At 37.1% G+C, this 22,021-nt stretch carries 23 protein-coding genes and 1 tRNA gene; 5 read left to right on the top strand and 19 right to left on the bottom strand.

The annotated features are described in order from the left end of the window. Nucleotides 1–109 precede the first annotated feature (109 nt). Nucleotides 110–1,486, top strand: a complete 1,377-nt coding sequence (gene rlmD / locus JF73_RS02785; protein WP_046326884.1) for a 23S rRNA (uracil(1939)-C(5))-methyltransferase RlmD — start codon at nucleotides 110–112, stop codon at nucleotides 1,484–1,486. 231 nt (nucleotides 1,487–1,717) lie between these two features. On the opposite strand, the gene JF73_RS02780 is transcribed toward rlmD, so the two are convergent. After that, entirely contained in the window at nucleotides 1,718–2,674 is a 957-nt protein-coding gene (locus JF73_RS02780) for an alpha/beta hydrolase (RefSeq protein WP_046326883.1), read from the bottom strand. A 70-nt stretch (nucleotides 2,675–2,744) separates the two neighbouring features. Here JF73_RS02780 and JF73_RS02775 point away from each other — a divergent pair, with 70 nt between their 5' ends. Next, nucleotides 2,745–3,029, top strand: a complete 285-nt coding sequence (locus tag JF73_RS02775; protein WP_046326882.1) for a hypothetical protein — start codon at nucleotides 2,745–2,747, stop codon at nucleotides 3,027–3,029. Between the two features lie 33 nt (nucleotides 3,030–3,062). Here JF73_RS02775 and JF73_RS02770 read toward each other — a convergent pair whose 3' ends face one another. The 6 genes from JF73_RS02770 to map all read right to left on the bottom strand — a co-directional run bounded on the left by JF73_RS02770 (nucleotide 3,063) and on the right by map (nucleotide 9,445). Then, a complete protein-coding gene (locus tag JF73_RS02770; protein WP_046326881.1) occupies nucleotides 3,063–4,226 on the bottom strand; it encodes a hydroxymethylglutaryl-CoA synthase in 1,164 nt (387 codons plus the stop codon). Next, nucleotides 4,210–5,436 carry a hydroxymethylglutaryl-CoA reductase, degradative gene (locus tag JF73_RS02765; protein WP_046326880.1) on the bottom strand — a complete coding sequence of 409 codons (1,227 nt, stop codon included), beginning with the start codon at nucleotides 5,434–5,436 and terminating at the stop codon, nucleotides 4,210–4,212. Before JF73_RS02765 ends, JF73_RS02770 begins: the two co-directional genes overlap by 17 nt. Nucleotide 5,437: 1 nt before the next feature. Next, entirely contained in the window at nucleotides 5,438–6,586 is a 1,149-nt protein-coding gene (locus JF73_RS02760) for a thiolase family protein (RefSeq protein WP_046326879.1), read from the bottom strand. A gap of 150 nt (nucleotides 6,587–6,736) precedes the next feature. Next, the gene (galU, locus tag JF73_RS02755) at nucleotides 6,737–7,630 is read right to left on the bottom strand and encodes a UTP--glucose-1-phosphate uridylyltransferase GalU (RefSeq protein ID WP_038521775.1); all 894 of its coding nucleotides are present in this window, start codon (nucleotides 7,628–7,630) and stop codon (nucleotides 6,737–6,739) included. Nucleotides 7,631–7,694: 64 nt separating this feature from the next. Beyond that, nucleotides 7,695–8,612 (bottom strand): YihY/virulence factor BrkB family protein, encoded by a 918-nt coding sequence (locus JF73_RS02750; protein WP_046326878.1) that lies wholly within the window; start codon nucleotides 8,610–8,612, stop codon nucleotides 7,695–7,697. A gap of 5 nt (nucleotides 8,613–8,617) precedes the next feature. Beyond that, nucleotides 8,618–9,445 (bottom strand): type I methionyl aminopeptidase, encoded by an 828-nt coding sequence (map, locus tag JF73_RS02745; protein ID WP_046326877.1) that lies wholly within the window; start codon nucleotides 9,443–9,445, stop codon nucleotides 8,618–8,620. Nucleotides 9,446–9,581: 136 nt separating this feature from the next. On the opposite strand from map, the gene JF73_RS02740 reads away from it, so the two are divergent. Continuing rightward, the gene (locus JF73_RS02740) at nucleotides 9,582–10,028 is read left to right on the top strand and encodes a flavodoxin (protein WP_046326876.1); all 447 of its coding nucleotides are present in this window, start codon (nucleotides 9,582–9,584) and stop codon (nucleotides 10,026–10,028) included. After that, nucleotides 10,021–10,548 (top strand): GtrA family protein, encoded by a 528-nt coding sequence (locus JF73_RS02735; RefSeq protein WP_038521767.1) that lies wholly within the window; start codon nucleotides 10,021–10,023, stop codon nucleotides 10,546–10,548. The genes JF73_RS02740 and JF73_RS02735 overlap by 8 nt, the downstream gene beginning before the upstream one ends. Nucleotides 10,549–10,699: 151 nt before the next feature. Here the strand turns inward: JF73_RS02735 and wecB are convergent, their stop codons facing one another. From wecB to JF73_RS02695, 7 genes are all read right to left on the bottom strand, one after another. Next, complete coding sequence (wecB, locus tag JF73_RS02730) at nucleotides 10,700–11,842, bottom strand: non-hydrolyzing UDP-N-acetylglucosamine 2-epimerase (RefSeq protein ID WP_046326875.1); 1,143 nt, start codon at nucleotides 11,840–11,842, stop codon at nucleotides 10,700–10,702. Between the two features lie 386 nt (nucleotides 11,843–12,228). Continuing rightward, nucleotides 12,229–13,104 carry a Nif3-like dinuclear metal center hexameric protein gene (locus tag JF73_RS02720; RefSeq protein ID WP_046326873.1) on the bottom strand — a complete coding sequence of 292 codons (876 nt, stop codon included), beginning with the start codon at nucleotides 13,102–13,104 and terminating at the stop codon, nucleotides 12,229–12,231. Further along, nucleotides 13,094–13,978 (bottom strand): PRD domain-containing protein, encoded by an 885-nt coding sequence (locus JF73_RS02715; protein ID WP_046326872.1) that lies wholly within the window; start codon nucleotides 13,976–13,978, stop codon nucleotides 13,094–13,096. The genes JF73_RS02720 and JF73_RS02715 overlap by 11 nt, the downstream gene beginning before the upstream one ends. 28 nt (nucleotides 13,979–14,006) lie before the next feature. Next, nucleotides 14,007–14,423, bottom strand: coding sequence for a PTS sugar transporter subunit IIA (locus tag JF73_RS02710; protein ID WP_046326871.1), 417 nt, complete (start codon nucleotides 14,421–14,423; stop codon nucleotides 14,007–14,009). 28 nt (nucleotides 14,424–14,451) lie between these two features. Next, nucleotides 14,452–15,246: a PTS system mannose/fructose/sorbose family transporter subunit IID gene (locus JF73_RS02705; protein WP_046326870.1), complete on the bottom strand. Its 795-nt coding sequence runs from the start codon at nucleotides 15,244–15,246 to the stop codon at nucleotides 14,452–14,454. Further along, nucleotides 15,239–16,039, bottom strand: coding sequence for a PTS mannose/fructose/sorbose/N-acetylgalactosamine transporter subunit IIC (locus JF73_RS02700; protein ID WP_046326869.1), 801 nt, complete (start codon nucleotides 16,037–16,039; stop codon nucleotides 15,239–15,241). Before JF73_RS02700 ends, JF73_RS02705 begins: the two co-directional genes overlap by 8 nt. A 1-nt stretch (nucleotide 16,040) precedes the next feature. Next, complete coding sequence (locus JF73_RS02695) at nucleotides 16,041–16,532, bottom strand: PTS sugar transporter subunit IIB (RefSeq protein ID WP_038521745.1); 492 nt, start codon at nucleotides 16,530–16,532, stop codon at nucleotides 16,041–16,043. 306 nt (nucleotides 16,533–16,838) lie between these two features. Between JF73_RS02695 and JF73_RS02690 the strand changes: the two genes are divergently transcribed. Continuing rightward, complete coding sequence (locus JF73_RS02690; protein ID WP_046326868.1) at nucleotides 16,839–17,075, top strand: DUF2188 domain-containing protein; 237 nt, start codon at nucleotides 16,839–16,841, stop codon at nucleotides 17,073–17,075. Nucleotides 17,076–17,489: 414 nt separating this feature from the next. Here JF73_RS02690 and JF73_RS02685 read toward each other — a convergent pair. The 5 genes from JF73_RS02685 to JF73_RS02665 form a co-directional block, all read right to left on the bottom strand. Next, nucleotides 17,490–17,562 (bottom strand) — tRNA-Arg (locus JF73_RS02685). Nucleotides 17,563–17,615: 53 nt separating this feature from the next. Further along, the gene (locus JF73_RS02680) at nucleotides 17,616–18,944 is read right to left on the bottom strand and encodes a PTS sugar transporter subunit IIC (protein WP_046326867.1); all 1,329 of its coding nucleotides are present in this window, start codon (nucleotides 18,942–18,944) and stop codon (nucleotides 17,616–17,618) included. Then, nucleotides 18,941–20,173, bottom strand: coding sequence for a DEAD/DEAH box helicase (locus tag JF73_RS02675; RefSeq protein ID WP_371212563.1), 1,233 nt, complete (start codon nucleotides 20,171–20,173; stop codon nucleotides 18,941–18,943). Before JF73_RS02675 ends, JF73_RS02680 begins: the two co-directional genes overlap by 4 nt. After that, nucleotides 20,173–20,880 carry a GH25 family lysozyme gene (locus JF73_RS02670; RefSeq protein ID WP_046326865.1) on the bottom strand — a complete coding sequence of 236 codons (708 nt, stop codon included), beginning with the start codon at nucleotides 20,878–20,880 and terminating at the stop codon, nucleotides 20,173–20,175. The genes JF73_RS02675 and JF73_RS02670 overlap by 1 nt, the downstream gene beginning before the upstream one ends. Nucleotides 20,881–21,008: 128 nt before the next feature. After that, nucleotides 21,009–22,010 (bottom strand): D-2-hydroxyacid dehydrogenase, encoded by a 1,002-nt coding sequence (locus JF73_RS02665; RefSeq protein WP_046326864.1) that lies wholly within the window; start codon nucleotides 22,008–22,010, stop codon nucleotides 21,009–21,011. Between the last annotated feature and the right edge of the window lie 11 nt (nucleotides 22,011–22,021).

The raw sequence follows: 22,021 nt of genomic DNA, 5'->3' as shown, positions 1-22,021 counted from the left end.
TGCTAGCAAATTTTGCTCATTCTTGCTAAATACTTTTTTCTAGGAGTACAATGAATTGTTAACATTTACTATTTTTTAACATTTACTATTTTATTGTAGAAAGAAAACTATGTACAAGAATTTTAATCAAAAGAAACAAAAAGATAAAGATATTATTATTACCGTCAAAAGACTTGGTATTAATGGTGAAGGAATTGGTTATTACCGCAAGAAAATCATTTTTATACCAGGTGCTTTACCAAGCGAAGTGGTAGTAGCCAAGATTATTAAAGAATATCCACGCTACATTGATGCTGAACTGGTACGTATTAAGGAGAAAAGCCCGGATAGAGTTGCTTTCCCTAATAATGTTGACCCCGCAATTGGCGGACTGGAACTTGCTCATTTAGCTTATCCAAAACAACTTGAATTTAAAAGAGATAATGTTTTGGAAGCTCTTGAAAAATACCATCCCCGCGGTTATAACAAATATAAAGTTAAAAAGACTATTCCTTCACCTGAAGAATGGCATTATCGCAACAAAGCGCAATATCAAATTGAACAAAATCACGGTCAAATAAGCTTAGGTCTTTTTGCCCCCAATTCACACCAACTGTTTGATTTGCCGGAAATGCCCACTCAAAATAAAGACACTCAAGAAACTGAGCGCAAAATCAAAAATCTGGTAGAGAAGATGCACATTAAAATAGCTGATCCTTACCGGCATTTTGATGGTCTTAAAACAATCGTGGTGCGTCAAGCACATGCTACCCGTGAAATTCAGGTAACACTAATTACTGTCGGTCACAGTATTAAAAACCTAGAGCAAATGGCCCAAGAAATTATGCAGCTTCCTAACGTAGTCAGTGTTTATCAAAATGAAACTGACTGGCGTAATCCGCAAGTCTGGGGCAACAAGACCACTAAATTGGCCGGCAAAAATCAGATTACTGATGAAATTCTCGGCAAAAAATTTGCATTGTCACCACGAGCTTTCTTCCAATTAAATCCAGTACAAACCATTACCCTTTATTCAAGAGCGCTTAAATTCTTAGATCTAACGCCTGAAGAAACTCTGATTGATGCTTACAGTGGTGTCGGCACACTGGGAATTTTAGCAGCTGATCAGGTCAAGCAGGTTATTGGTATTGAAACCATCCCTGAGGCAGTTGCTGATGCAAACCATAATGTGGAACTCAACCATATTAAAAATGCTAATTACATTCAGGGCAGTGTAGAAAAGATTTTACCTGAATTAGCCAACAATGGCGTGCCAATTGACGCATTAATTGTCGATCCCCCACGTACCGGCTTAGCTAAAAGCTTAATCAAAACCTTATTGAAGGTTAAGCCTAAAACCTTTGTTTACATCTCTTGTAACCCTTCCACTTTGGCGCAGGATTTAGTTTTATTAAGCGAGGCCTATAATGTCAGGCTAATAGAAAATGTAGACATGTTGCCGCAAACACCGCGCTGTGAATGTGTTGTTAAATTAACTTTAAGATAAATGAAATAGTTGCCGCAAATTGCGACAACTATTTTTTAGTGGATTAGGTTTAAATGTTTAAAATTCGCGATTTTAAGCAAATAATCATTTGTATAAAACTAAATAAACTTTTTTGAGCTTGCCATTTAAGATTAGACAACAAACAAATTATGGAGATAGAAAATATGATAACCTTAACCACACATTTATCTTAACAGATACATGTAAGCGCTAGCAAGCATAAAGCGTAATCTATTTGATATATTTAGCTAAAAATGTTGCAACCCGTTTTTTGTATTCTTTGGGATGCTTTGAAAATGACTTGGCGTGTTTAGCTTTGAGTGCAACCCATATTTCCTTTGGCCCCTTAGTAGCCTTATAATTAGGATAGACCATTCTAGTAGGTACAAAATTGTCACGACTACCATGAATAAAGAGCATTGGCCGATGATTTTTATGTAATTGGTTTACACTGGAGGCATTACCCATAAAGTAGCCAACTTTCAGCCTATTAATGCCGCTTAAAATCTCAACTAAAGGAAAACGCGGGAAGGCAGGCATATTGTATAAAACTCCTGCCTCATGTTCAATTTCGTCTTTAACACTAGTATAGCCGCAGTCTTCAATAAATACTTTAACTTGCTGAGGCAGTTTCAGACCACTGGTCATCATGGCAGTTGCCGCGCCCATACTCAAGCCATAAACTACAATTTGTTGCTGCTTACCAGTCTTTTGCAACAAATAATTAATCCACTTCTTGACATCATCTTTTTCAGGCCAACCATAACCGATATAATTTCCTTCACTCTTGCCTTGTGCCCGTGGATCAGGTGTTAAAGTATTGTAACCCAATTCGTGAAACAAGGCATCATATTCACCCATATCTTCTTTGGTATCCATATAACCCGGCAAAACAATAGCTGTTTTACTAGAATTTTTATGAGGAATATAATTAGCATCTAACTTATATTTACCGTCAGCCGAAGTCATGTACCACTTTTCTTTTGCGGTTTTCTTAAACCAGATTTTTTCACGGTAAAGTGGGTCTGATTTCTTGATCACCTTGCTGGACGATGATAGAAAGCTTTTTTCACCCGGAACACATGCTACTGTGAAAAAGTAGTAGCCAGCTCCCGTAAACAGCAAACATACTAGTAAGATAATAACAATTAATGACACCCACAACTTTTTATGTTTTAATTTTTTCAATTAGTTAAGCCGTCCTTACTAAAATAATATCTTATAGTATAACATTTTTAATTTGTATAGGAATAATAAAATGCGATTAACTGACTTTTTACAATTAACCAACGATTTAAATAACCAAACTAACTTGTACCTAACTATTGACCAAAAGGCAATTCCGCTGGCAAAAGTAAAGATTACCAGTACAGCTTGCCTATTTATTCCGGGCAAAAAGCCACTAACCAAAGACAAATTTATTAAATTGGTACAAAATATTCATGGTCGTAGTATTCCCATATACATAAGTCAGAATGACCAAAAAATTTCAGTTTATGGGATACAAATTATGACCAGTCAAAATGCCATTAGACTAACTTAAAAAAGCTGCTAAAAGCAGCATTTTTTGCTTGATCTATTTTTGCCGATATTGCCGGACGTGATTTTCAGTACCGGCAAAATACCACATGCCGCTCTGTTCATCACTTGCAAGTTCCAAACCATCTTCTGGGACTTGCAAAGCTCGATTAAAAATTTGTTCATATTCTGGAATACTTAATTTTTGTCTTCGCGCAATCATTGTTTGATCTGCAGTCTTATGCAAAGCTTGTTCATAATTGTTAACAATTTGCCCAGAATAAAACTCTCCCATTGCACCGGAACCATAAGAAAACAAACCAATTTTGGCGTTTTCTGGCAACTGTGCATTTTCCAATAAACTCAGAAGACTTAGGTATAAAGATGCAGTATAGATATTACCAATTTCCTTACTATAACAAGCACTTGCAGTAAAATTATCCGCTAGACGCTTTTTAGTTTCCTCATCTTCTTTCTCAATTGCCAACTGGTTTGCCTTGAAACCCATTTTCACAAAAGGCAAATGATAAAGTAGCGCTGTAAAATCACTGGTTTTGCTACCTGTTTGAGTTTGATATGCAGTGTAAGTATGTTTAAAGAAGTCCAAATAGACGTTTTTGGAATATTTACCATCAACCAGTGCCACTGGGGAATCATTGGGACGCCAAAAATCGTTAATATCTGCGCTATAAGCACTATGACCATCATTCAAGGTCATAATTTGGGGATCAGCCTTGATCAGGATGCTTATACTACCTGCACCCTGAGTGACCTCGCCACCGGTGTTAACACCATACCGTGCAATATCTGCTCCAATAACAATTGCGCTGTGGTTTGGGTGCAAGCGCACATAATCACGAGCAATCATTATGCCAGCGGTCATACCAAAACATGCTTCTTTTACTTCGAAAGTTCTCACATTTACAGGCAAGTTTAAAGCTGATTTAATAAAAAGTGAAGCTGATTTAGATTGATCAACCCCGCTTTCTGTTCCCACTATCAATAGCCCGACTTTTGCGAGTTCAACCTGATCTAAATACCTCAAAGTTGCGTTTATTCCCATTGACACGGCATCTTGAGTTTGATCAGCCACACTCATTTTTCTTTGTCCAATCCCGATCAAAAATTTATTGGGATCCTCATTGCGCGCATGCGCCAAATCCACCATATCAACATATTTATTTGGAGTATAAAAACCAATTTGATCAATTCCGACTTGCATTGTTTTCCTTTCTAACTTCTTGTAAAAATTCTCGCGCAGCTGCCTGACTGTATTTTTTAGAGCTGACCAGCTTTTGCAAAACTGCTATTTGCTCTTGGGAGGTGGCTTTAAGGCTGGCAACAATATTCCTGGCTTGCAATTTCATGTGTCCTTTTTGAATACCTTGAGTGGCGATTGCCAATAAAGCAGCCAAATTGTTAGCCAAACCAATCGCAGCGATAATATCCGCTAGTTGATTGCTGGTAATATTTCTACCCAAAATGCGATAACTTTGCTTGATATCTTTTCTGGAATTGATTGAACCGCCAACGGTGCCAATTAGTAAAGGAACGCTGAGCTGACCTATCAATTTGTCTTCTTGCACAATCCATTCACTCAGGCTGGTATATGAGCCGCTGCTACTTGACCAGACTCCACAAGCTGCTGCTACAGCCCGGGTATCATTACCGGTTGCTAGCAAGACAGCATCAATGCCATTCATAATCCCCTTGTTATTGGTGACGGCTCTCATGGGGTCAGTTTGACCAATTTTACTTAGCAAAGCGATTTTTTGAGCTGTTTTTCTGCCGCCAATTATTGCAACAGGCACCTCAACTTTAACTTTAGTTATTTGGCTGGGATAATTAGATAAAATAGCAAATAATTTTTGCTCAATACCAGGACAAGCAGCAAGTTTAGCAGCCATGTACTCTAAAATAGAATTTACCTTGTTTGCTCCCATAGCTTCAGCTGGATCGACTAGGATTTTTAAAAAAAGCAGTTCTGCTTCTTGTTTTGCAGTAATAGTTTTCACACCGCCACCGTGGTTGACTAAACTGGCAAATTTATTATTAGTCAGCTTAATAAGTTCTGGGAAAAAAGCCTGCAATTTAGCCGCCTGAAAATTTTCACTAACTTGCAGTATGATTTGACCCCAAATACCGTCACGGTGACTTTCCGCTATAAAACCTCCAGCTTTTGCTGCAATACTGGCACCATGATTGGCCGCAGCCACTACTGATGGTTCTTCAGTGGCCATAGGAACTTGATAGTTTTGACCATTAACACGGAGATTTTGCACAATGCCAACTGGCAAACGCAATTGTCCTACCACGTTTTCACTTAACAAATTAAGTTCGTCCAGCACTTCGGTATCAATCACATCCAGTTCAATTCCCTGCTGCTTAAGCAATTCCCGTCTTTTAGCAGGTGGTAATTCATAAAATTTCATTTTAACATCTCTCAACTTCACATGCGATTGCCTGTCCGCCACCGATACAAAGGGTAACTAGAGCTTTGCGACCATTGATGTGATTCATGATATTGATTGCTGTCCCCACCAAGCGAGTACCTGTGGCAGCCAGTGGGTGCCCTAAAGCAATAGCGCCACCAAAAATATTTAGCTTGGCCTCTGGAATTTCCAGCTGCTTAGCTAGAGCAACACTTGGAGCAGCAAAAGCTTCATTAACTTCAATTGCATCGTAATCATCTAGCGTGTTATTTGTTTTTTGCAATAACTTTTTGACTGCAAAATAAGGCGCCATGCCCATATATGCGGGATCAGTACCTGATTCAGCAAATGAGCCTAGTCGTGCAAGTGGTTTTAAGTTTAATTCTTGGACTTTCTCGCCAGTCGCCAAAATAATCATACTGGCGCCGTCACTTAAAGGTGAAGAATTACCGGCAGTGATTAAACCATTTTCTTTAAAAACAGGCTTTAGTTTGCTTAGCGCATCTAAATTAGTATCTGGACGGATTGTTTCATCCTGCTGGACAAATTTTCCGTTAGTTTTTACAGCAATTATTTCGTCTTTAAAAAAATCCTGTTGAACAATTTCTGCCGCCTTGTGATGCGACTTTGCACTATATTGATCCATTTCTAAGCGACTAATACCATATTTTGCAGCCACATTTTCGGCAGTTAATCCCATGTGTGAACCGGAAAAAGCATCAGTTAAACCATTTTGAAGCATTTCGCTCTGAAACTGGGGCTTTGCTTTATCTTTTGCCAAATAAGCCGCATTAGTCATACTTTCTGCGCCGCCCACAGCCACTAAGTCAAAGTCACCTAACTCCATTTGTCCTTGAGCCACGCGAAGTGCTTTCAGACTTGAACCGCAAACTTCATTGATGGTAACGCTACTGCTCTTTTCACTCATCCCAACATTTAAAGCAATTTGCCGAGCCATATTTTGACCTAAACCAGCTCCTAAAACATTGCCCATAAATAGCGCATCAAGTTTTTCAGCTGCTAAATCAATGCTTGTTAAAGTTGCTGATAGTGCTAATTCGCCCAAATCGACAGCGCTTTTCTCTGCCCACAGGCCGCGATACCGACCAAAAGGTGTCCTTTTAGCTGCAACAATATAAATATCTTTCATTTTACCTATCCCCTAGCAAAAAGTTTCAACGTGCATGATACAAAAATTTATTGCTCAAAGACAGCAAAAAGCGCCACATTAAGAAAAATTTTACACAAAAAAAGAAACCATTAATTAATGGTTTCCAAAGTTGCAAAATTCTACTATTTATTATTCTTTACCTTGCTTTTCCAATTTTTTACCCAAATTGATAATATATTTGCGCAAAGCATCTTTTGTTTCAGGATGCTTTAAGCCGTATTCAATTGAGGTTTCCAAATAGTTTTCCTTATTACCAACATCATGGCGTACGCCATTGAAGACGTGAGCAAAAACACGCTGAGTTTTGTTCATAGTATCAATTGCATCTGTCAACTGAATTTCTCCACCCTTATCAGGTTTTTGTTCAGCTAAAATCGGGAAAATCTCTGGTGTTAAAAGATAGCGTCCGATAATGGCAAAATCACTTGGTGCCTTATCAACAGCCGGCTTTTCAACAAAAGACTTAACGTTAATCAAACCGGGCATAATTTCATTTTCAGGCTTAATAATGCCATATTTAGAAACTTCTTTGTGAGGCACCGGCATGACAGCAATTGTAGAAGCATGAGTTTCATTATAGCGATCAATTAGCTGCTTAGTTAACGGCACTTTATCCATCATCAAATCATCGCCGAGCATGACGACAAATGGCTCATCTCCGACAAAACTGCGTCCGCGCGCAATTGCATCTCCTAAACCTGCCGGATAAGGTTGGCGGGTATAGTAAATATTAATGCCCAAGTGCGTAATGTCTTGAGACATTTTTAGCAGTCCCGTTTTGCCCTTTTCTTGTAAATTTTGTTCAAGTTCTGGATTTGAATCAAAATGATCTTCAATTGACCGTTTATTTTTACCGGTGACAATTAAAATGTCTTCAATACCAGATTTCTTGGCTTCTTCGACAATAAATTGAATTGTAGGTTTGTCAACAATTGGCAACATTTCCTTAGGCATTGACTTGGTTACCGGCATAAACCTTGTACCCAGTCCTGCTGCCGGAATAATTGCTTTCCTTACTTTCATTACCTGTACACTTTCTATAAATCACAAACCTAATATACCAAAATATTTTCCATTGTGCCAATTTTTACCGGTGGCGCTTTCTTTGAATATATTCAGCAAGTCGGCCTACAGAATAATGGACGCCACCATAATTAAGCGTCACAATAGCTGAATTAACGCAAGTACCTAACAGGAATACAATCGACGAAATATTGAGCCAAAGCATAAATATGATAAATGTACCAATAATGCCATAGTTTTCCCAGCTAATTCGAAAATGATGCAGGTAGAACCCAAAAAGCCAAGACAAAATAATCCAGCCGAATAACGTGGTAAATACACCCGGCCAAATAACTTTCTTTTTCAGCCTAATATTAGGCAAAAAGTAATTTAAATAATATAGCGCACCAATCATCGTAATTATGATGACGGGATAGCGATAACTAAATATTTTTTCAATTTCCCCAACTGAAAAAGAAAAAATAGGTTTTAAAAATTCCAGTACCTGCTGACCAAAGATGAGCGTCAAACTAAGCAAAGCAAAAACGATAATCATTAAATTAGTCAGCATAATAGTGATTGATCTTGTCCAAACAGTAATTTGCCATTTTTGTTTTAATTCAACTGCACGTACGCCATATACACGGTTCATACCAATTCGAATTGCGTTAACCAAAGAAGATACGGACCACAATGCCAAAACAATACCAAAAGAAATATAGCCAGTAGACTTACTCTTAAGTAAAGAATTTATTATTGGCATGATAAATTTGGCAATCTTATCTGGAAAAATTAATTTTAAATAACTGGCAATTGGGTCAGTATCAATATGAAATAACGGTAAAACGTTCCCGATTATAATGATTAATGGAAAAATCGAAAACAAGACATAATAAGCAATCGCAATTGCACTGGTTAAAACTTCACCTTGAGTAAATTTTAAGGAGACAGTTTTATAAAATAAAAATGAACGTTTTTTGATTGCCTCAGCTTTTCTTCCCATGCACCTTAGTCATCCATTTCGTCAAAATGAGGTAGATATTTTTCGTAACCATCGTAGGGTTTTTGCAAAGTTAAAATCTTAGGTCCGTCTTTAGTAATGGCAAAAGTATGTTCAAATTGAGCAGATTTTGAGCCATCAGGTGTAGCATAAAACACCCAGTCATCTTTAGGATCTGGTACGCTTTTTTCTACAATTCGCCAGTCGCCACCAGCTTCAACCATTGGTTCACAAGTGATAGTCATTCCTTCACGCAGGCGTAGGCCATGTCCGGCTTTGCCCCAGTGAGGCACTTCAGGATCTTCGTGAATGCTTGGTTGAATACCGTGACCTACCAGCTCTTTCACATCACCATAATGGTGTTCATCTTCTACAAAATGCTGAATAGCAGCCCCAATGTCACCAATGCGGTTTCCTAAAACTGCCTGATCAATTCCTAAATACATAGCCTTTTTTGTGGTATCCATTAAATCCTGATCTGCCTTAGAAATTTTGCCTACTGGATAAGTCGTACATGAATCTGTTTCAAAACCATTAAGGTTGCAAGTAACGTCAACTTTTACCAGATCGCCCTCTTTTAAAACAAAGTCTTTTCGCGGTGTTGCATGGGCAATCTGATCATTAACAGAAATACAGGTGCCGTATTTATAGCCTTCAAAACCTTGTTCTGACAGTCGACCTCCCCGACTTTTAACAAAATCTTGACAAAATTCTTCAATCGTCCAAGTTGTAATTCCCGGTTTAATTACATCGCGCAAGCCTTCAAACATTGAAGCTAATAATCGACCTGACGCCTGCATACCCTTGAGTTCTCTAACGGATTTAATTGTAATCAAATTTAATTTCCCCTCTGTAAAATGATGTTTGATTACATTATAGCGTTTTTTAAAAGTTTACTAAAGAATTTCATAAAAGCAGCAAAATTGGGTATAATGTTTTGGTGAATCAGTTTTTGTGAAAGGTATGAACAAAATGAAGGCTAGAATTGTCTACGCAAGTATGACCGGTAATGATGCTGATATAGCAGATATATTAGATGAAGATTTACAAGATTATGGTTTTGATGTTGAAACCAGTGAAGCTGAATTTACCGATGCTAGTGATTATTTAACAACTGATCTGTGCATTTTCGTCACCTATACTTATGGTGAAGGACAAATGACTGATGAAATTGCCGATTTTTATGATCAATTAAAAGAATTAGATTTGAGCGGCAAGTTCTTTGCTGTTATGGGCAGTGGCGACAGAGTATACAACGATCATTTTTGCGAAAATGTTTTTGATTTTGAAAAAATGTTCAAAGAAGTAGGTGCCAAAGAAGTTACAAAACCTGTAACAATTGAAAATGCCCCTGGCGATGACGACCTCGACCTTATTGACAACGCAGCTAAGGAAATGGCTGAGCAACTAAATGGTTAAGAATAAAAAAATGGATTCTAGAAAATTTAACTCGGTATCAGATCCTAAAATCCATCGCCTAGCCAACAATCTGGTTAAAAGACACCGTAATCTATTTGTTTACATGGTTTTTGGCTTTATTGCAGCTCTAATCAATACAGTAGTGTTTATGGTACTGCATAAGTGGTGGCATAGTGTGGTGCTAGTTTCTAATACTATTGCATTTATTATTTCAAACTTGGCTTCGTTCGTATTTAATCAAAAAGCCGTTTTTATTAACAACGTAGATGAGGAACATTCAACTTGGCAAAAATTAATTGTATTCTTTACTTACAGAATTATTAGTCTTATTCCTGACAGTTTAATCATGCTGGTTGGTTTGTCTTGGCTGCACTTAGACGCCCTATTCGTGAAAATTGTTGATCAAGTTTTAGTAGGTATTTTCAATTACCTGACTACTAGATCCGTGTTTCAAGCACAGGAAACAACGATGATTAAGAGGGCAAAAGAAAAAATTAAAGCTCGTAAAAACAAAAGGTGATAGCGTACAAGTTATCACCTTTTTAAATTATCTTTTTTTATTTTAAGCATTCACTTGGTGAGCAATCATATTCTTTTGATAATTGCTTGATTAACGCCCAAAGAAACAAAAAAGCTCAAAACTAGCAGCTTTAATAGCAAAACTAAGTGGTTTATTCAAAGTCTTGTGGACGTTGTCCTTTATTTTTAGCAAAATAATACGCAATATCAGCCATGATTCTGTCAGACGCATGCCCATCACCATAAGGATTTTTAGCACTGGCCATCTGATCATAAATCTCTTTATTATCAAGTAGTTCAACCATTGCTGCTTTGACAGCATCAACCTGGGTTCCTACCAACTTAAGCGTCCCTGCTTTAACGCCTTCTGGTCTTTCCGTGGTATCACGTAAAACCAAGACAGGTTTGTTTAAAGCCGGAGCTTCTTCTTGAACGCCGCCGGAATCAGTCATAATAAAGTAGCTGAGCTTAGCCAAATTATGAAAATCTACTACATCTAGTGGCGCAATTAAATGAATTCTGGGATCATCCCCAAAAATTTCATGGGCGACCTTTTGTACTCGTGGAGAAAGATGGACGGGATAAATCATTTCAACATTATCGTGGCTATCAACAACTTGTTTCATAACTTTAAATACCCGTCTCATTGGTTCGCCTTGATTTTCCCGACGGTGCATTGTCACCAAAATAATTTTACTCCCTGGTTTAATTAGATCCAAAACTTCATGATGATAATTTGCTTGGACAGTTTCTGATAGAGCATCAATAGCTGTATTGCCAGTCACAAAAATATTCTCTGCGTTATGATTTTCTGTTAATAAGTTTTGCTTACTTACTTTAGTAGGTGCAAAATAAAGATCAGCCAAATCATCGGTCATTTGCCGGTTCATTTCCTCAGGAAATGGTGAGTATTTATGCCATGTTCTAAGTCCTGCCTCAACATGGCCGAGTGGGCACTGAAGATAAAAGCTGGCTAACCCTGCCGCAAAACTGGTAGTAGTATCCCCATGAACCAAGACAATGTCAGGCATAACTTCCTTTAATACCTTAACCATATCAAGCAATACCTTAGTTGTGATACCTTCCAAGGTTTGATTTTTCTTCATAATGTTAAAGTCATAATCAGGTTTAATTTTAAAAATGTTAAGTACCTGGTCCAACATCTCTCGATGCTGGGCAGTTACTACTGTGACTTCTGTAAAACGTTCATCTTTTTTTAGTTTTTGCACTAAAGGAGCCATCTTAATTGCTTCTGGTCTAGTTCCAAAAACCGTCATTACTTTAATTCTACTCATAAAGTCCTCCACATCATTACCATATTAATAAAATATTCACAAAAAGACAAGTTATTATTTCCTTAATTTTTATTCTTAAGCAAAAGTTGGTGAAAAAATGAATTATAGTTTTACCTTATTGTTAATCACTGGTTTATTGATTGTTGTAGCCAGTTTTTGCCTAGTCTTTAGTTGCGACTCCAAAAAAACGCCAAAGCAAAGAAAAGTTTTGTTAGCAATTGCCTCAATTTTTTTTCTTATCATTGCCCTTTTAGTAATGAAAATTTGGCATTCACCATTAGGATAATATTTCTAAGTTAGCATTTCGTCTAAAAGTTTGGTAATTAAACAAAAATCGTAACACTAACAAGTGTTACGATTTATTAAATAAAACAGTAAGTATGATCCTATTTATTTTTATTTAATATATAGTTATAACTATCTCCAGCTTTAACAAAACTGCATGGTATTTGATTAGCAAAAATCTGCGGCAAATAATTCATCATATACTTAACCCCAAACTCCTCCAAATTAAAATGACCGACAGTCAACAATGCTTTATTAAGTCCTAACATATTACTATCCCTAATGTACTCACTTAACGTGAAGTCTATGACTTCAAGTCCTAAAACTAAGTCAAAATTTTCCTGATCAATTTTGGTGATTAATTCTTTAGCATCCCCTAAATTATGTGTCGGTATCAGCACTTTACTTACCGGCGTCATAGGGTCACCAAAAATCTTGCAGCCATTCAAATCTCCTTTTGCCATTAATTTCTGGGCTACACTAGCGACTGTCGTTTGCGGAATTTGATATTCACGATACTTAGCTCTTAAATATCCAGCCGTTCCCTTTACACCTCCTGTCGCATATTCAGCCCAGCCCATTTCTTGGGCAAAGCCATAAAAAATACCATCGAAGTATTGGTCTTTAACGGGAATGCCACCAAAATGAATGTGGTCATGATCACGCCAAACTACAATCTGATTGTCTTCCAGCAGCTGCTTTTTCAGAGCAAAAGTTTTATTTTTATTAGCCGTCAGCCAATCAGTATGATCGCCGTGGTTCCAAAACAAGGCCTCATGAGAGATAATCAAATTTGCGCCCCGTTTAATTGCTGCTTTAATCACGTCAATATTAGCCCATGTAGTAGTCACAATACCGGTGCATTCTTTATTGCTAAATTCATTGCCAAACAAAATCCGATCACGTTTCATATCCGAACTGAGTTTTTGACCGGAATGATAATTTATCATTTTATCGATAACTTCTTTAATCTTCATTTTCTGCTTCTTTCTGAGTATCTTTTTGTTTCACTATTTGCCTGAGATGCATAATCAAATATATTTGTTCCGATTTACTAAGGTGATAATTAAAGGTTTCTGCTAAATAGTCACTAATTGCCTGTTCGCAGTCTAATAGTTCCGGATAATTCTTTATTATTTGCTGGTAAAGTTTTTTATCTTCCTTACTATCTCTAAAAAATTCCTTATTCTGAATTCTGGTTAGTAAAAACTTTAAATGAGTTTTTAAACGCCGAAAATTGACTTTTTCATCAGTCATATCAAGGTGCAAATTTTCTGCAATAATCTCTAAAATGTCATTAGTAGCACGATTTTTAATTTGCTTACTATCATCGTAATTTTTTACTGATTCTTTTTCATTCTCTACAAAATGGATGGCTAAAAAACCAGCTTCGCTTTCAGGCAGAGCAACATCAAATTCCTGCTCAATGTAATTTTTGGCTAGTTGCGCTTGCTTAAATTCTTTATAGTAGTCTTCTTTTATTTCACTAATTGGTAATTCAGTTTCCCCATTTTTTTCTTTTGCCCGTTTAATGGTAAAGAAGATGTGATCTGCTAAAGAAATCAGTAGAAACGGATTAAAAGTGGCTTGCATATTTGCACTAGCATCTTGAACTATTTTTTTGGCCACTTCGAAATACTTGAGGGGTATTTCTTCACTTAGTGAGAGAAATGATCTGGACCAATCTGATTCTGCTTCTTTAACGAAAATTGCATCGTTTTTGTTCATGACAATTTTTTGCCCAGCTTTTTTCTGAAAACCAACTCCTTTGCCCCAAAGAATACTTTCTTTAGCGGTTTTTTTGTTTTTAACTAAAACAATATTATTATTAAAAACTTTCACAATGATCATTTAATTACTCCACAAAAGGCCTGATTTGCTATTCATCTTCGAAGTCACTTTTTTTATTTTTTAAGTAATCATTTACAAAAACTATTTGTTTCCTGGCATCTTGTACAACCTGCATAATGCTGTCAGATGTTAGTTTGTCTGCAGGTAGCAGTGCCAATTGAATAGCAACAATTAAATTAATTCCTGTGATTAAAAAAATATTTTCCTTGATGTATTTAGCGGCATTCTGGTTAACGCTACCGCCCAATAAATCAGTTAAAATAAGACACTTTTCGTTTGACTTCACTTTGCTTATTTCTGCAGCCAATTCTTTTTCCGGAAATTGGTTACTATTTTCATAAGCACAGATGGCGACAATTTGCTTATCAAGTCCTGTAAAAAAGTTGAGGGAATCTTTAAATCCCTGAGCCAAAGTTTTGTGAGTGACAATAATTATTTTTACCAAAATCAATTTCTCCACTTTTATACTTTATTTAGGCTTTAAAAAGCCCGATGGCAGCTCCCAACATGGCTATTACAATCACTGCTAAAATTAAGGTTGCCATTTTAACCTTCTTTTTCAACATATAATAGAGAACAGCCACTAAGATTGCGGGTAAAAGAGACGGACAGATTTGGTCAAGAATGCTCTGCAATGTAATTTTGACCCCACCAGTCTGAAAAGCCCAGCCCGTTTGTACGTTAACAGTTGACGATACTATCGATCCTATAACCATGATACCCAATACCGAAACCGCGTCTGTAAAAGCATCAAGCTTCTGACCTAATTTCGCAATAAGATTTGTTCCCGTTTGGTAACCCACAAAATAAAGGTAGGGTCTTAAGAAAAAGCAAATGAGAAAAACAGCTAGGAATAGCCACATACCCAGGGGGTTGCCTTTTTTACCCATTGAGCCTGCAATAGCACCAAATATGGTCGGCATCATCACCCAAATAATAGTGTCACCAATGCCGGATAACGGACCCATTAATCCTGTTTTCAGGTTCTGAACTGCTTCAATAGACTTGACGCCATCTTTTTCTTCCATTGCTAAAGTTGCACCGGTGATTAAAGGAGATAGCCATGGATTACAATTGTAGTATCTGAAATGATTATCTAAAGATAAAACTAAATCATCATCATTGGCGTATATTTTTCTTAAAGCCGGAAACAATTCCCAAACAATTGTCGGAGCAATTCCTGTGTCATAATTGAAAGTTGTAACTCCTAAATAATGCCTTAAAGCGGTTCTTAAAATATCCTTTTTGGTCAGCTTATGATCACTCATCTTCCATATCCTCCTCTGATAAATTACCTACATTATTACTAGTATTAGCCATTACTTTATTCTTACTTGAAAGACTTAAGTAAAGATGTATAGCTGCAGCTGCACCTAATAGTGCGACTCCTAAAACTGGCATTTTTAAATAAGCTGTAGCGACAAAGCCCACGATTAGCCAATAACCATATTTTTTTAATGGCATGTAAACCAGCAGCATAGCAAAACCAACTGCTGGCAGCATCCCTCCTGCTACATTTAGCCCAACGGTAAACCATTGAGGCATGAAATTTAAAATCGCTTGAACTACTGATTTACCAAAAACAATCGCAATGAAAACTGGTATTGTTGATTCTAGCGGATAGATTATGGTAGCAAGTGGAATAGTTCTCGTCATCTTGCCAAACTGTTTTTTATGGGCAAAATTTTGAGCTCTTTTAGCGATTGCTGAATTAATCAGTTTGATTAAAACATCAAAGTTCATACCTAACATGCCCACGGGCAAGCCAATTGCCATTCCTGCTGCCATCCCTTTGCCTGAAGTGATAGCGATTGTAGCTGAAATAATCGCAGCAGTAGGATAATCAGGCATTGATGCACCACCTAAATTTGCCACTCCCAGTGACATTAATTGCAAGGTGGCACCAATCTCAAGTCCCTGCTTAAAATCACCTAGAATTAAGCCAGCCAATGCACCGTATAATATCGTGATTTTCCCGGCAATTTGCGTGCTGTGCCTATCTAAAGAATAAACATAGGCGAGTAATGATATTAAGATAACTTCTTTAATTGTTAGTCCCATTTTATATTTCCCCTTTTTCCTTTAAAACAGCCATGACATCAATAGGATTATCTTTCGTGGTATACATAGATTTAATCGTCACTCCTAATTGAGCCAGTTCACTATAAACAGGAATGTCTTCTTTCTTAACGTATGCTCTGTTAGTTATGCGGACAGAATTTTCATAAGTCAGAGTTCCTCCTAAGATTAATTCATTAAACAAAACCCCATTTTTTCTCAGTTCGAGAAAAATATTTGGCGTTTTAGCTAAAATAAATACTTTTTGATGGTCATATTTATTACGCTTGAAATTTGCCAAAGCAGTTGCTGCAGTAATTACAGAAACCGCCATTCCTGCTGGACGACCAAGTTTCATCGCGTCTTTTAAAACTGGACTTGATGCAGTTTCGTCGTCAATTACCATTACTCTTGTTGCGCCAGATTGTGGGGCCCATGAAGTCGCTACAATTCCGTGCAATAATCTATTGTCTATTCTTGTACCTACAACTACCATTCATTTATTCCTCCTAAAACTAATAATTAAATTAGGGCATAAAAAAAACCAAAATAAGCGCAACAAAGTTGCAATTATTTTGGTTTTGCTCACATTACTATAAAAGTATGCGATTACAATCCTGATTTAAGTGCATCATAACCTTATTTTCGCTCACTGTCAAGTAAGCGTTTTAATTAGTAAACAGTTCTGCAGTCTGCGGAATTATAACTCGCTTTTTGATATATTATTATTTATTAAATGTGTATCCTTTCACTTTATAGTACAACTAGCTGTATAATTAGCATGAAAAGAGGTGAATAAATAATGAGTAAAGAAGAAGTTACCAAAAACGTGTGGGTTACAACACACGGTGACCAATGGGCAGTGAAAATTGCGGGTAGTGATAAAATTTCTAAACTTTTTGATCGCAAAGAAGATGCTCTTGAATACGCTAAAAATTTAGCCAAAAAAGAAAAGACAGAATTAATCAGTCAAAAAAGAAATGGCCGTATTAATTTAAAAAATTCATACGGTCACGATAGTCCCAAAACTAAAGGATAGAATGTATTAATACATTTGGTATTAAACTATTTTGTAGGTATCATTACTAAAAACTGGCATTATAATTATTTTTTATCTTTCTAATTTTAAAACACAAATTTTATTCATATTTTATTTTTTACAAAATTTTCTTATAAAAGTCTGATTATTAATTTAATAATCGGACTTTTTGATTAGCATTAATTAAAGCTTAACTTTATGAATTAGCTTCTTCTATTTCATTAAAATGACGCTTTTTACCATGTTTGGTTATCACCGGATCATATAAATCATTTAAATCACGATCATTAGTATTTGGTGCTAACCAGGCACTTAAAAGGCTGCAAGGAAAAACAATTAAAGTTAGATTAATCAAAAAAATTGTTAATATCACACTGAATACTGTGGCATTAACAATTTAGAACGTATATTATATGACCCCGGTGAGATTCGAACTCACCTCTACGGTTTAGGAGACCATTGTTCTATCCAGATAAACTACAGGGTCGCAACAGATTAACTTTACCAAATTTAGCTGGTAAAAGCCAACTTTTTTAGTAATTAATATTGACGGGTAAAATATGGTTGCGGATTATTCGACTCAGCAATTTTATCTGCAGCGAAAACAAAGGGAGTCCATATCGCTAAAGCTATTAGCATATTGATTACCGCCAATACAATTGCGCGCCAATCGTAATTACATGCCAAAAAAGGACCAATAATTGGTGGCACAATTGCCGGCACTGCTACTTGCACCGGATTAACCAAATTCATCATACTTACGCCATAAGAAAATGCGACATTGACCATTGGAGCAAGTACAAAAGGTATGAAGTAAACGGGATTTAATACTACGGGCAGACCAAACACGATTGGTTCATTAATGTTAAAAATTCCTGGTGCCAAAGCAACTTTAGCAATTGTCCGATAATCGCTTCTTTTTGAAAAAAGCAGGATAGCAACAATCAGCATTAATGTGCCACCCGCTCCGCCGAACCAAGCGAAAGCATCAAAAGAGCCGCGAACCCAAATAAATGGCATTACCGTACCTTCGCGAGCAGCAGTTACATTAACATTCTGGGCGGTAAGCCAAATTGAATCCAGTAATGGTGCCCACACGCTCAGACCATTAAAGCCAAAGAAGCTGAATATTTGTACCAGCAGTGTTACTAGCATTACCATGCCGAAGCCCTGTCCTAGTTTTACCAGCGGTTTTTGGATTGAATTAAGCAGCCAATTACCAAAAAAGGTACCAGTGATGGTTTGAAACACGAAATTGATCATACCTACAAAAAAGATTGCAATAACCGCGGGGACAAGAGAATCAAAAGCCATTTGTTCGGCATAGGGCAAATTAGCGGAAAGATGCAGCCTAATGCGGGCTCTAAAGCAAATTGCAAAAATAGCAACACCAATCGTGCCGAACACAATTGCCGTAAAAATTCCTGTAGTTGAAAACTGCGAAATATTAAATACTTTATGTATCGGGACAAGTTTGCCGTTAACTTTTAATTTAGTAAAATTAGCAATGCTCATTGCCAAAGATGACAATGAAACAATTGCCCCCGCTATCGGATCCACCTCCATACTTTTGGCTAAATGGTATCCCAAAGACATGGCTAAGAAAAGCGCAAATAAAGCAAAAGTTCCCCGCCAAACTACGTTACAAACCAAAACCAGCGGCTGCATGGCCCAGGCAAAAGTATGCCAGCCCAATTCGCTTTTGGCAGCTGCAATCAGGCTTCTTAAGAGTACCGCAACTGAACCGGCGATAGTTATTGGCATTACAGAAATAAACGCATCCCGTAAAGCCACGAGCCAGTGGGTTTGTCCTAATTTATTTGCTAAAGGCAAAATATAGTCTTCCAGCCAAGTAACTAATCGACTCATTTTTGCTCCTTTTTCTTTAAAAAATGGGGATGATAACCCTTATTCTTGTTTTTGTGTTTTTTATGCTTTTTCTTTTTAGTTGTTAAAGCTGCTTTTTTATTCACCGACTCATTCTTTTGAGCTTTTTTCTGCGGTAATTTTTCTGTTAGCCGAAAACCGGCAAAATAAACGCGTGCAATTTTTATTTTGGTACCCAGCAATTTTCTTAAATCGCGCAAATCATGGTCGTCACCAAGAGTCACAACATAACCCGTGGCCCCCATTCTGCCAGTCCGACCAGCACGATGCAAATAGGTGTTTTCTTCACTTGGGATATCATAGTTTACCACGTAAGTGACACCCGCAATATCCAAACCCCGAGCAGCTAAATCTGTTGCTAAAAGCAGTTTGATTTTGCCAACTTTAAAGTCATTGAGAGCTGCTGCTCTTTTTTGCTTGCCAAAATCATTAGCTAGTATGCCGAATTTGGTTTTTGTGTGAGCCAAAATACCGGCAAACCGCATCATAGTTTGATTGGAATCAAAAAATAAAATTCCTTTGAAACCATCAAGTCTAAGTAAGCGCTGAATAAAGTCAATTTTATGCGCATTATCTATTTGTAAGAAATAATTTTTAACAGTTGTTTCCTGATCCGGTCTGACATCAATTTTTTCAAACTGCCGAGCAAAAATTTCTGGTGCTTGTTGGGTTATTTCAGACTCAGTGGCACCAAAAAGCAAAATTTGGGAATCGGGCGTCATGTTTTGTCCTAAAGAACTTAGTAGTTCCATTTTATTAAACTCTAAAACATCATCCGCTTCATCAATTACCAAAGTCCTGATCTGGTCTACCTTAATTCGACCAGCCGAAAAGAAATCAAAAAACCTGCCAGGAGTTGCAACCACAACTTCTGGGTGCTTCTTTTTTAAATTATCTTCCTGACGTTGACGATTGCCAGCACCCACAAGTGTGATTCCCGTCAACTTCAAGGCATGGATAAATGGATTAATGGCGTGACGAATTTGCACAGCTAATTCAGTGGTAGGAGCAATAATGACTAAACTATTTGGTTTACCCTGCGCAACTTTTTCAAGTGACGGCAGAGCATAAGCCAGCGTCTTTCCCGTTCCAGTTTTAGCTAGCGCAATACAGCTTGCACCATTTAAGATTGGGGTACGCGTTTTCTCCTGAATTAAAGTTGGTTCAGTCATTTTTAAATTTGTTAAAACTGCTTGGATTTCTTTTTTCATTATTGTGTTAGTTGTCCGTATTTTTCCTTATATTGCGTCACTGTACCGTTATAAGTAAGCATAGTGACCCCATTTTCAAAATTCCTCACTGATTTTACACGCCCATTATTGGTATAACGCCAAAAAGAGTACTGAAGTTTGTTGGGCGCTTTCCTGCCACCTGTAATAAATTGAACATCCTGGGCAAAGTACTTTTTATATTTAATATCAACATCCACCATTACCCGCTTATTTTGTTGTTGCAACATCCTGGCAAATTGGGCCATTTGTTTAATGTAGTTCAAATCATAGTCATCTATTGCAGGTTCAATCCAGATTGGGAGGCTACCTGTATTTGTGCCCACCTTTTTCATAAAAAATTGATAGTGTTGCAAAGGGGTTGATTCGTTACTATAGGCAACAATGGTGCCAAAAGCCATTTTAGTTCCTAAAATTTGATCGCGGTAAGTTAAGTAATCATCATCAAAATATGATCTTCCTTGAGTCCCGCGCAAATAGACAAAGGAAACACCGTTTGCTTGCAGTTCATGCAAATCAATAAAGCCAAAGCTCTGATTTAGCTCAACGCCAATAGCACTGGCAGTCCCATTGGGTGGTAAAGTTGTTTGATTACGCATGTTGCTGATGCCAGCAAAAAGGAGACCTATTGCAGCTGCCAGTAGTATTAAAATTGCTGGTAATGTGAATTTGTGATGAAACCTTTTCAACTTTTTCTCCGTTTGTTTTTTCTACACTTGTCCATTATACCAACATTTTAATTATAATTGGTAACTACAATTTGTCATATTAAAAAAGGCGACTGACTAAAAAAAGTCAGGCACCTTTTGTGTTAAAACTATTCTTCTACTAAATATATTGGTTTTTGACCATTTAAAACTCTTTTGACGTCCGTCATACTTTGCTCAATCATGTTTTTAACAGATGTCTTGGTGTAGTATGCCGAATGCGGCGTGAATACTACATTAGGCATCTGGGCTAATTCCTGATAATCAACAGGTAGTTCCGAAATATCATTGAACTTTTTCATGACAATTGCTTCTTCACCAGTCATTACATCAAGAGAAGCACCGGCAATTTCTTTGTTCTTCAGCGCTGCAATCAAATCATGATTATTAACTAAGGGTCCTCTAGCTGCATTAATCAAATATGCAGTATTCTTCATTTCTTTAAATTGCTTAGCACTGATCATGTCCTCCATTGAAGGTTCAAGCGGTGTATGCAGAGTTAAAATATCAGAATTTTTAATTACTGTGTCGAAATCAGTATATTCCAAAAACGCCTCATTAGCAGGATTCTCAACCAAGTCATAGCCAATAACTTTTGCTCCTAAAGCATGAAACATTTCAGCTACACAAGAACCAATACGACCAACGCCAATAATACCAACTGTTTGGTTATAAATTTCATCGCTCATCAAATTTTCTTCACGGACAAAATTCAGGTGTTCTTTTTCATTATTTAAAATTGGACCCCATTTTCTTAACAAGTACATTGCAGAAGTGAGAGTATTTTCCGCAACTGCACGGGGAGAATAAGCAGGGGTATTAGTAACGATCATGTGATACTTGTGAATAAAGTCAAAATTGACGATATTGTAGCCAACAGACCTTAAGGCAATCTGTTTGATACCATAAGAGCTTAATTTACGATAGACCTCTTCCTCATCTATATCAAAGACCTGCAAAACACTAACAACATCATAACCTTTTGCCATCTCCACAGTCTTAGCATCGAGCTTGTCATCAGTTGTGACCAAATCATCTTCTGGATGATTTTCGTTCCACTTATCTACATAGACCTTTTGCTCCGGGGTCATATTGTAAAGTAAAGCTTTCATTATTAATCCTC

The organism is Lactobacillus helsingborgensis (assembly GCF_000970855.1).
GTDB lineage: Bacteria > Bacillota > Bacilli > Lactobacillales > Lactobacillaceae > Lactobacillus > Lactobacillus helsingborgensis.
Note: the sequence above shows the minus strand (reverse complement) of the source record. Positions and strands in the feature narration are given on the sequence as shown.

Excerpts from the sequence above, each read along its gene's own strand:
- rlmD (WP_046326884.1), top strand. The coding sequence starts at position 110 with ATGTACAAGAATTTTAATCAAAAGAAACAAAAAGATAAAGATATTATT.
- JF73_RS02775 (WP_046326882.1), top strand. The coding sequence starts at position 2,745 with ATGCGATTAACTGACTTTTTACAATTAACCAACGATTTAAATAACCAA.
- JF73_RS02770 (WP_046326881.1), bottom strand. The coding sequence starts at position 4,226 with ATGCAAGTCGGAATTGATCAAATTGGTTTTTATACTCCAAATAAATAT.
- JF73_RS02765 (WP_046326880.1), bottom strand. The coding sequence starts at position 5,436 with ATGAAATTTTATGAATTACCACCTGCTAAAAGACGGGAATTGCTTAAG.
- JF73_RS02760 (WP_046326879.1), bottom strand. The coding sequence starts at position 6,586 with ATGAAAGATATTTATATTGTTGCAGCTAAAAGGACACCTTTTGGTCGG.
- galU (WP_038521775.1), bottom strand. The coding sequence starts at position 7,630 with ATGAAAGTAAGGAAAGCAATTATTCCGGCAGCAGGACTGGGTACAAGG.
- JF73_RS02750 (WP_046326878.1), bottom strand. The coding sequence starts at position 8,612 with ATGGGAAGAAAAGCTGAGGCAATCAAAAAACGTTCATTTTTATTTTAT.
- JF73_RS02740 (WP_046326876.1), top strand. The coding sequence starts at position 9,582 with ATGAAGGCTAGAATTGTCTACGCAAGTATGACCGGTAATGATGCTGAT.
- JF73_RS02735 (WP_038521767.1), top strand. The coding sequence starts at position 10,021 with ATGGTTAAGAATAAAAAAATGGATTCTAGAAAATTTAACTCGGTATCA.
- wecB (WP_046326875.1), bottom strand. The coding sequence starts at position 11,842 with ATGAGTAGAATTAAAGTAATGACGGTTTTTGGAACTAGACCAGAAGCA.
- JF73_RS02720 (WP_046326873.1), bottom strand. The coding sequence starts at position 13,104 with ATGAAGATTAAAGAAGTTATCGATAAAATGATAAATTATCATTCCGGT.
- JF73_RS02715 (WP_046326872.1), bottom strand. The coding sequence starts at position 13,978 with ATGATCATTGTGAAAGTTTTTAATAATAATATTGTTTTAGTTAAAAAC.
- JF73_RS02705 (WP_046326870.1), bottom strand. The coding sequence starts at position 15,246 with ATGAGTGATCATAAGCTGACCAAAAAGGATATTTTAAGAACCGCTTTA.
- JF73_RS02700 (WP_046326869.1), bottom strand. The coding sequence starts at position 16,039 with ATGGGACTAACAATTAAAGAAGTTATCTTAATATCATTACTCGCCTAT.
- JF73_RS02695 (WP_038521745.1), bottom strand. The coding sequence starts at position 16,532 with ATGGTAGTTGTAGGTACAAGAATAGACAATAGATTATTGCACGGAATT.
- JF73_RS02690 (WP_046326868.1), top strand. The coding sequence starts at position 16,839 with ATGAGTAAAGAAGAAGTTACCAAAAACGTGTGGGTTACAACACACGGT.
- JF73_RS02680 (WP_046326867.1), bottom strand. The coding sequence starts at position 18,944 with ATGAGTCGATTAGTTACTTGGCTGGAAGACTATATTTTGCCTTTAGCA.
- JF73_RS02675 (WP_371212563.1), bottom strand. The coding sequence starts at position 20,173 with ATGAAAAAAGAAATCCAAGCAGTTTTAACAAATTTAAAAATGACTGAA.
- JF73_RS02665 (WP_046326864.1), bottom strand. The coding sequence starts at position 22,010 with ATGAAAGCTTTACTTTACAATATGACCCCGGAGCAAAAGGTCTATGTA.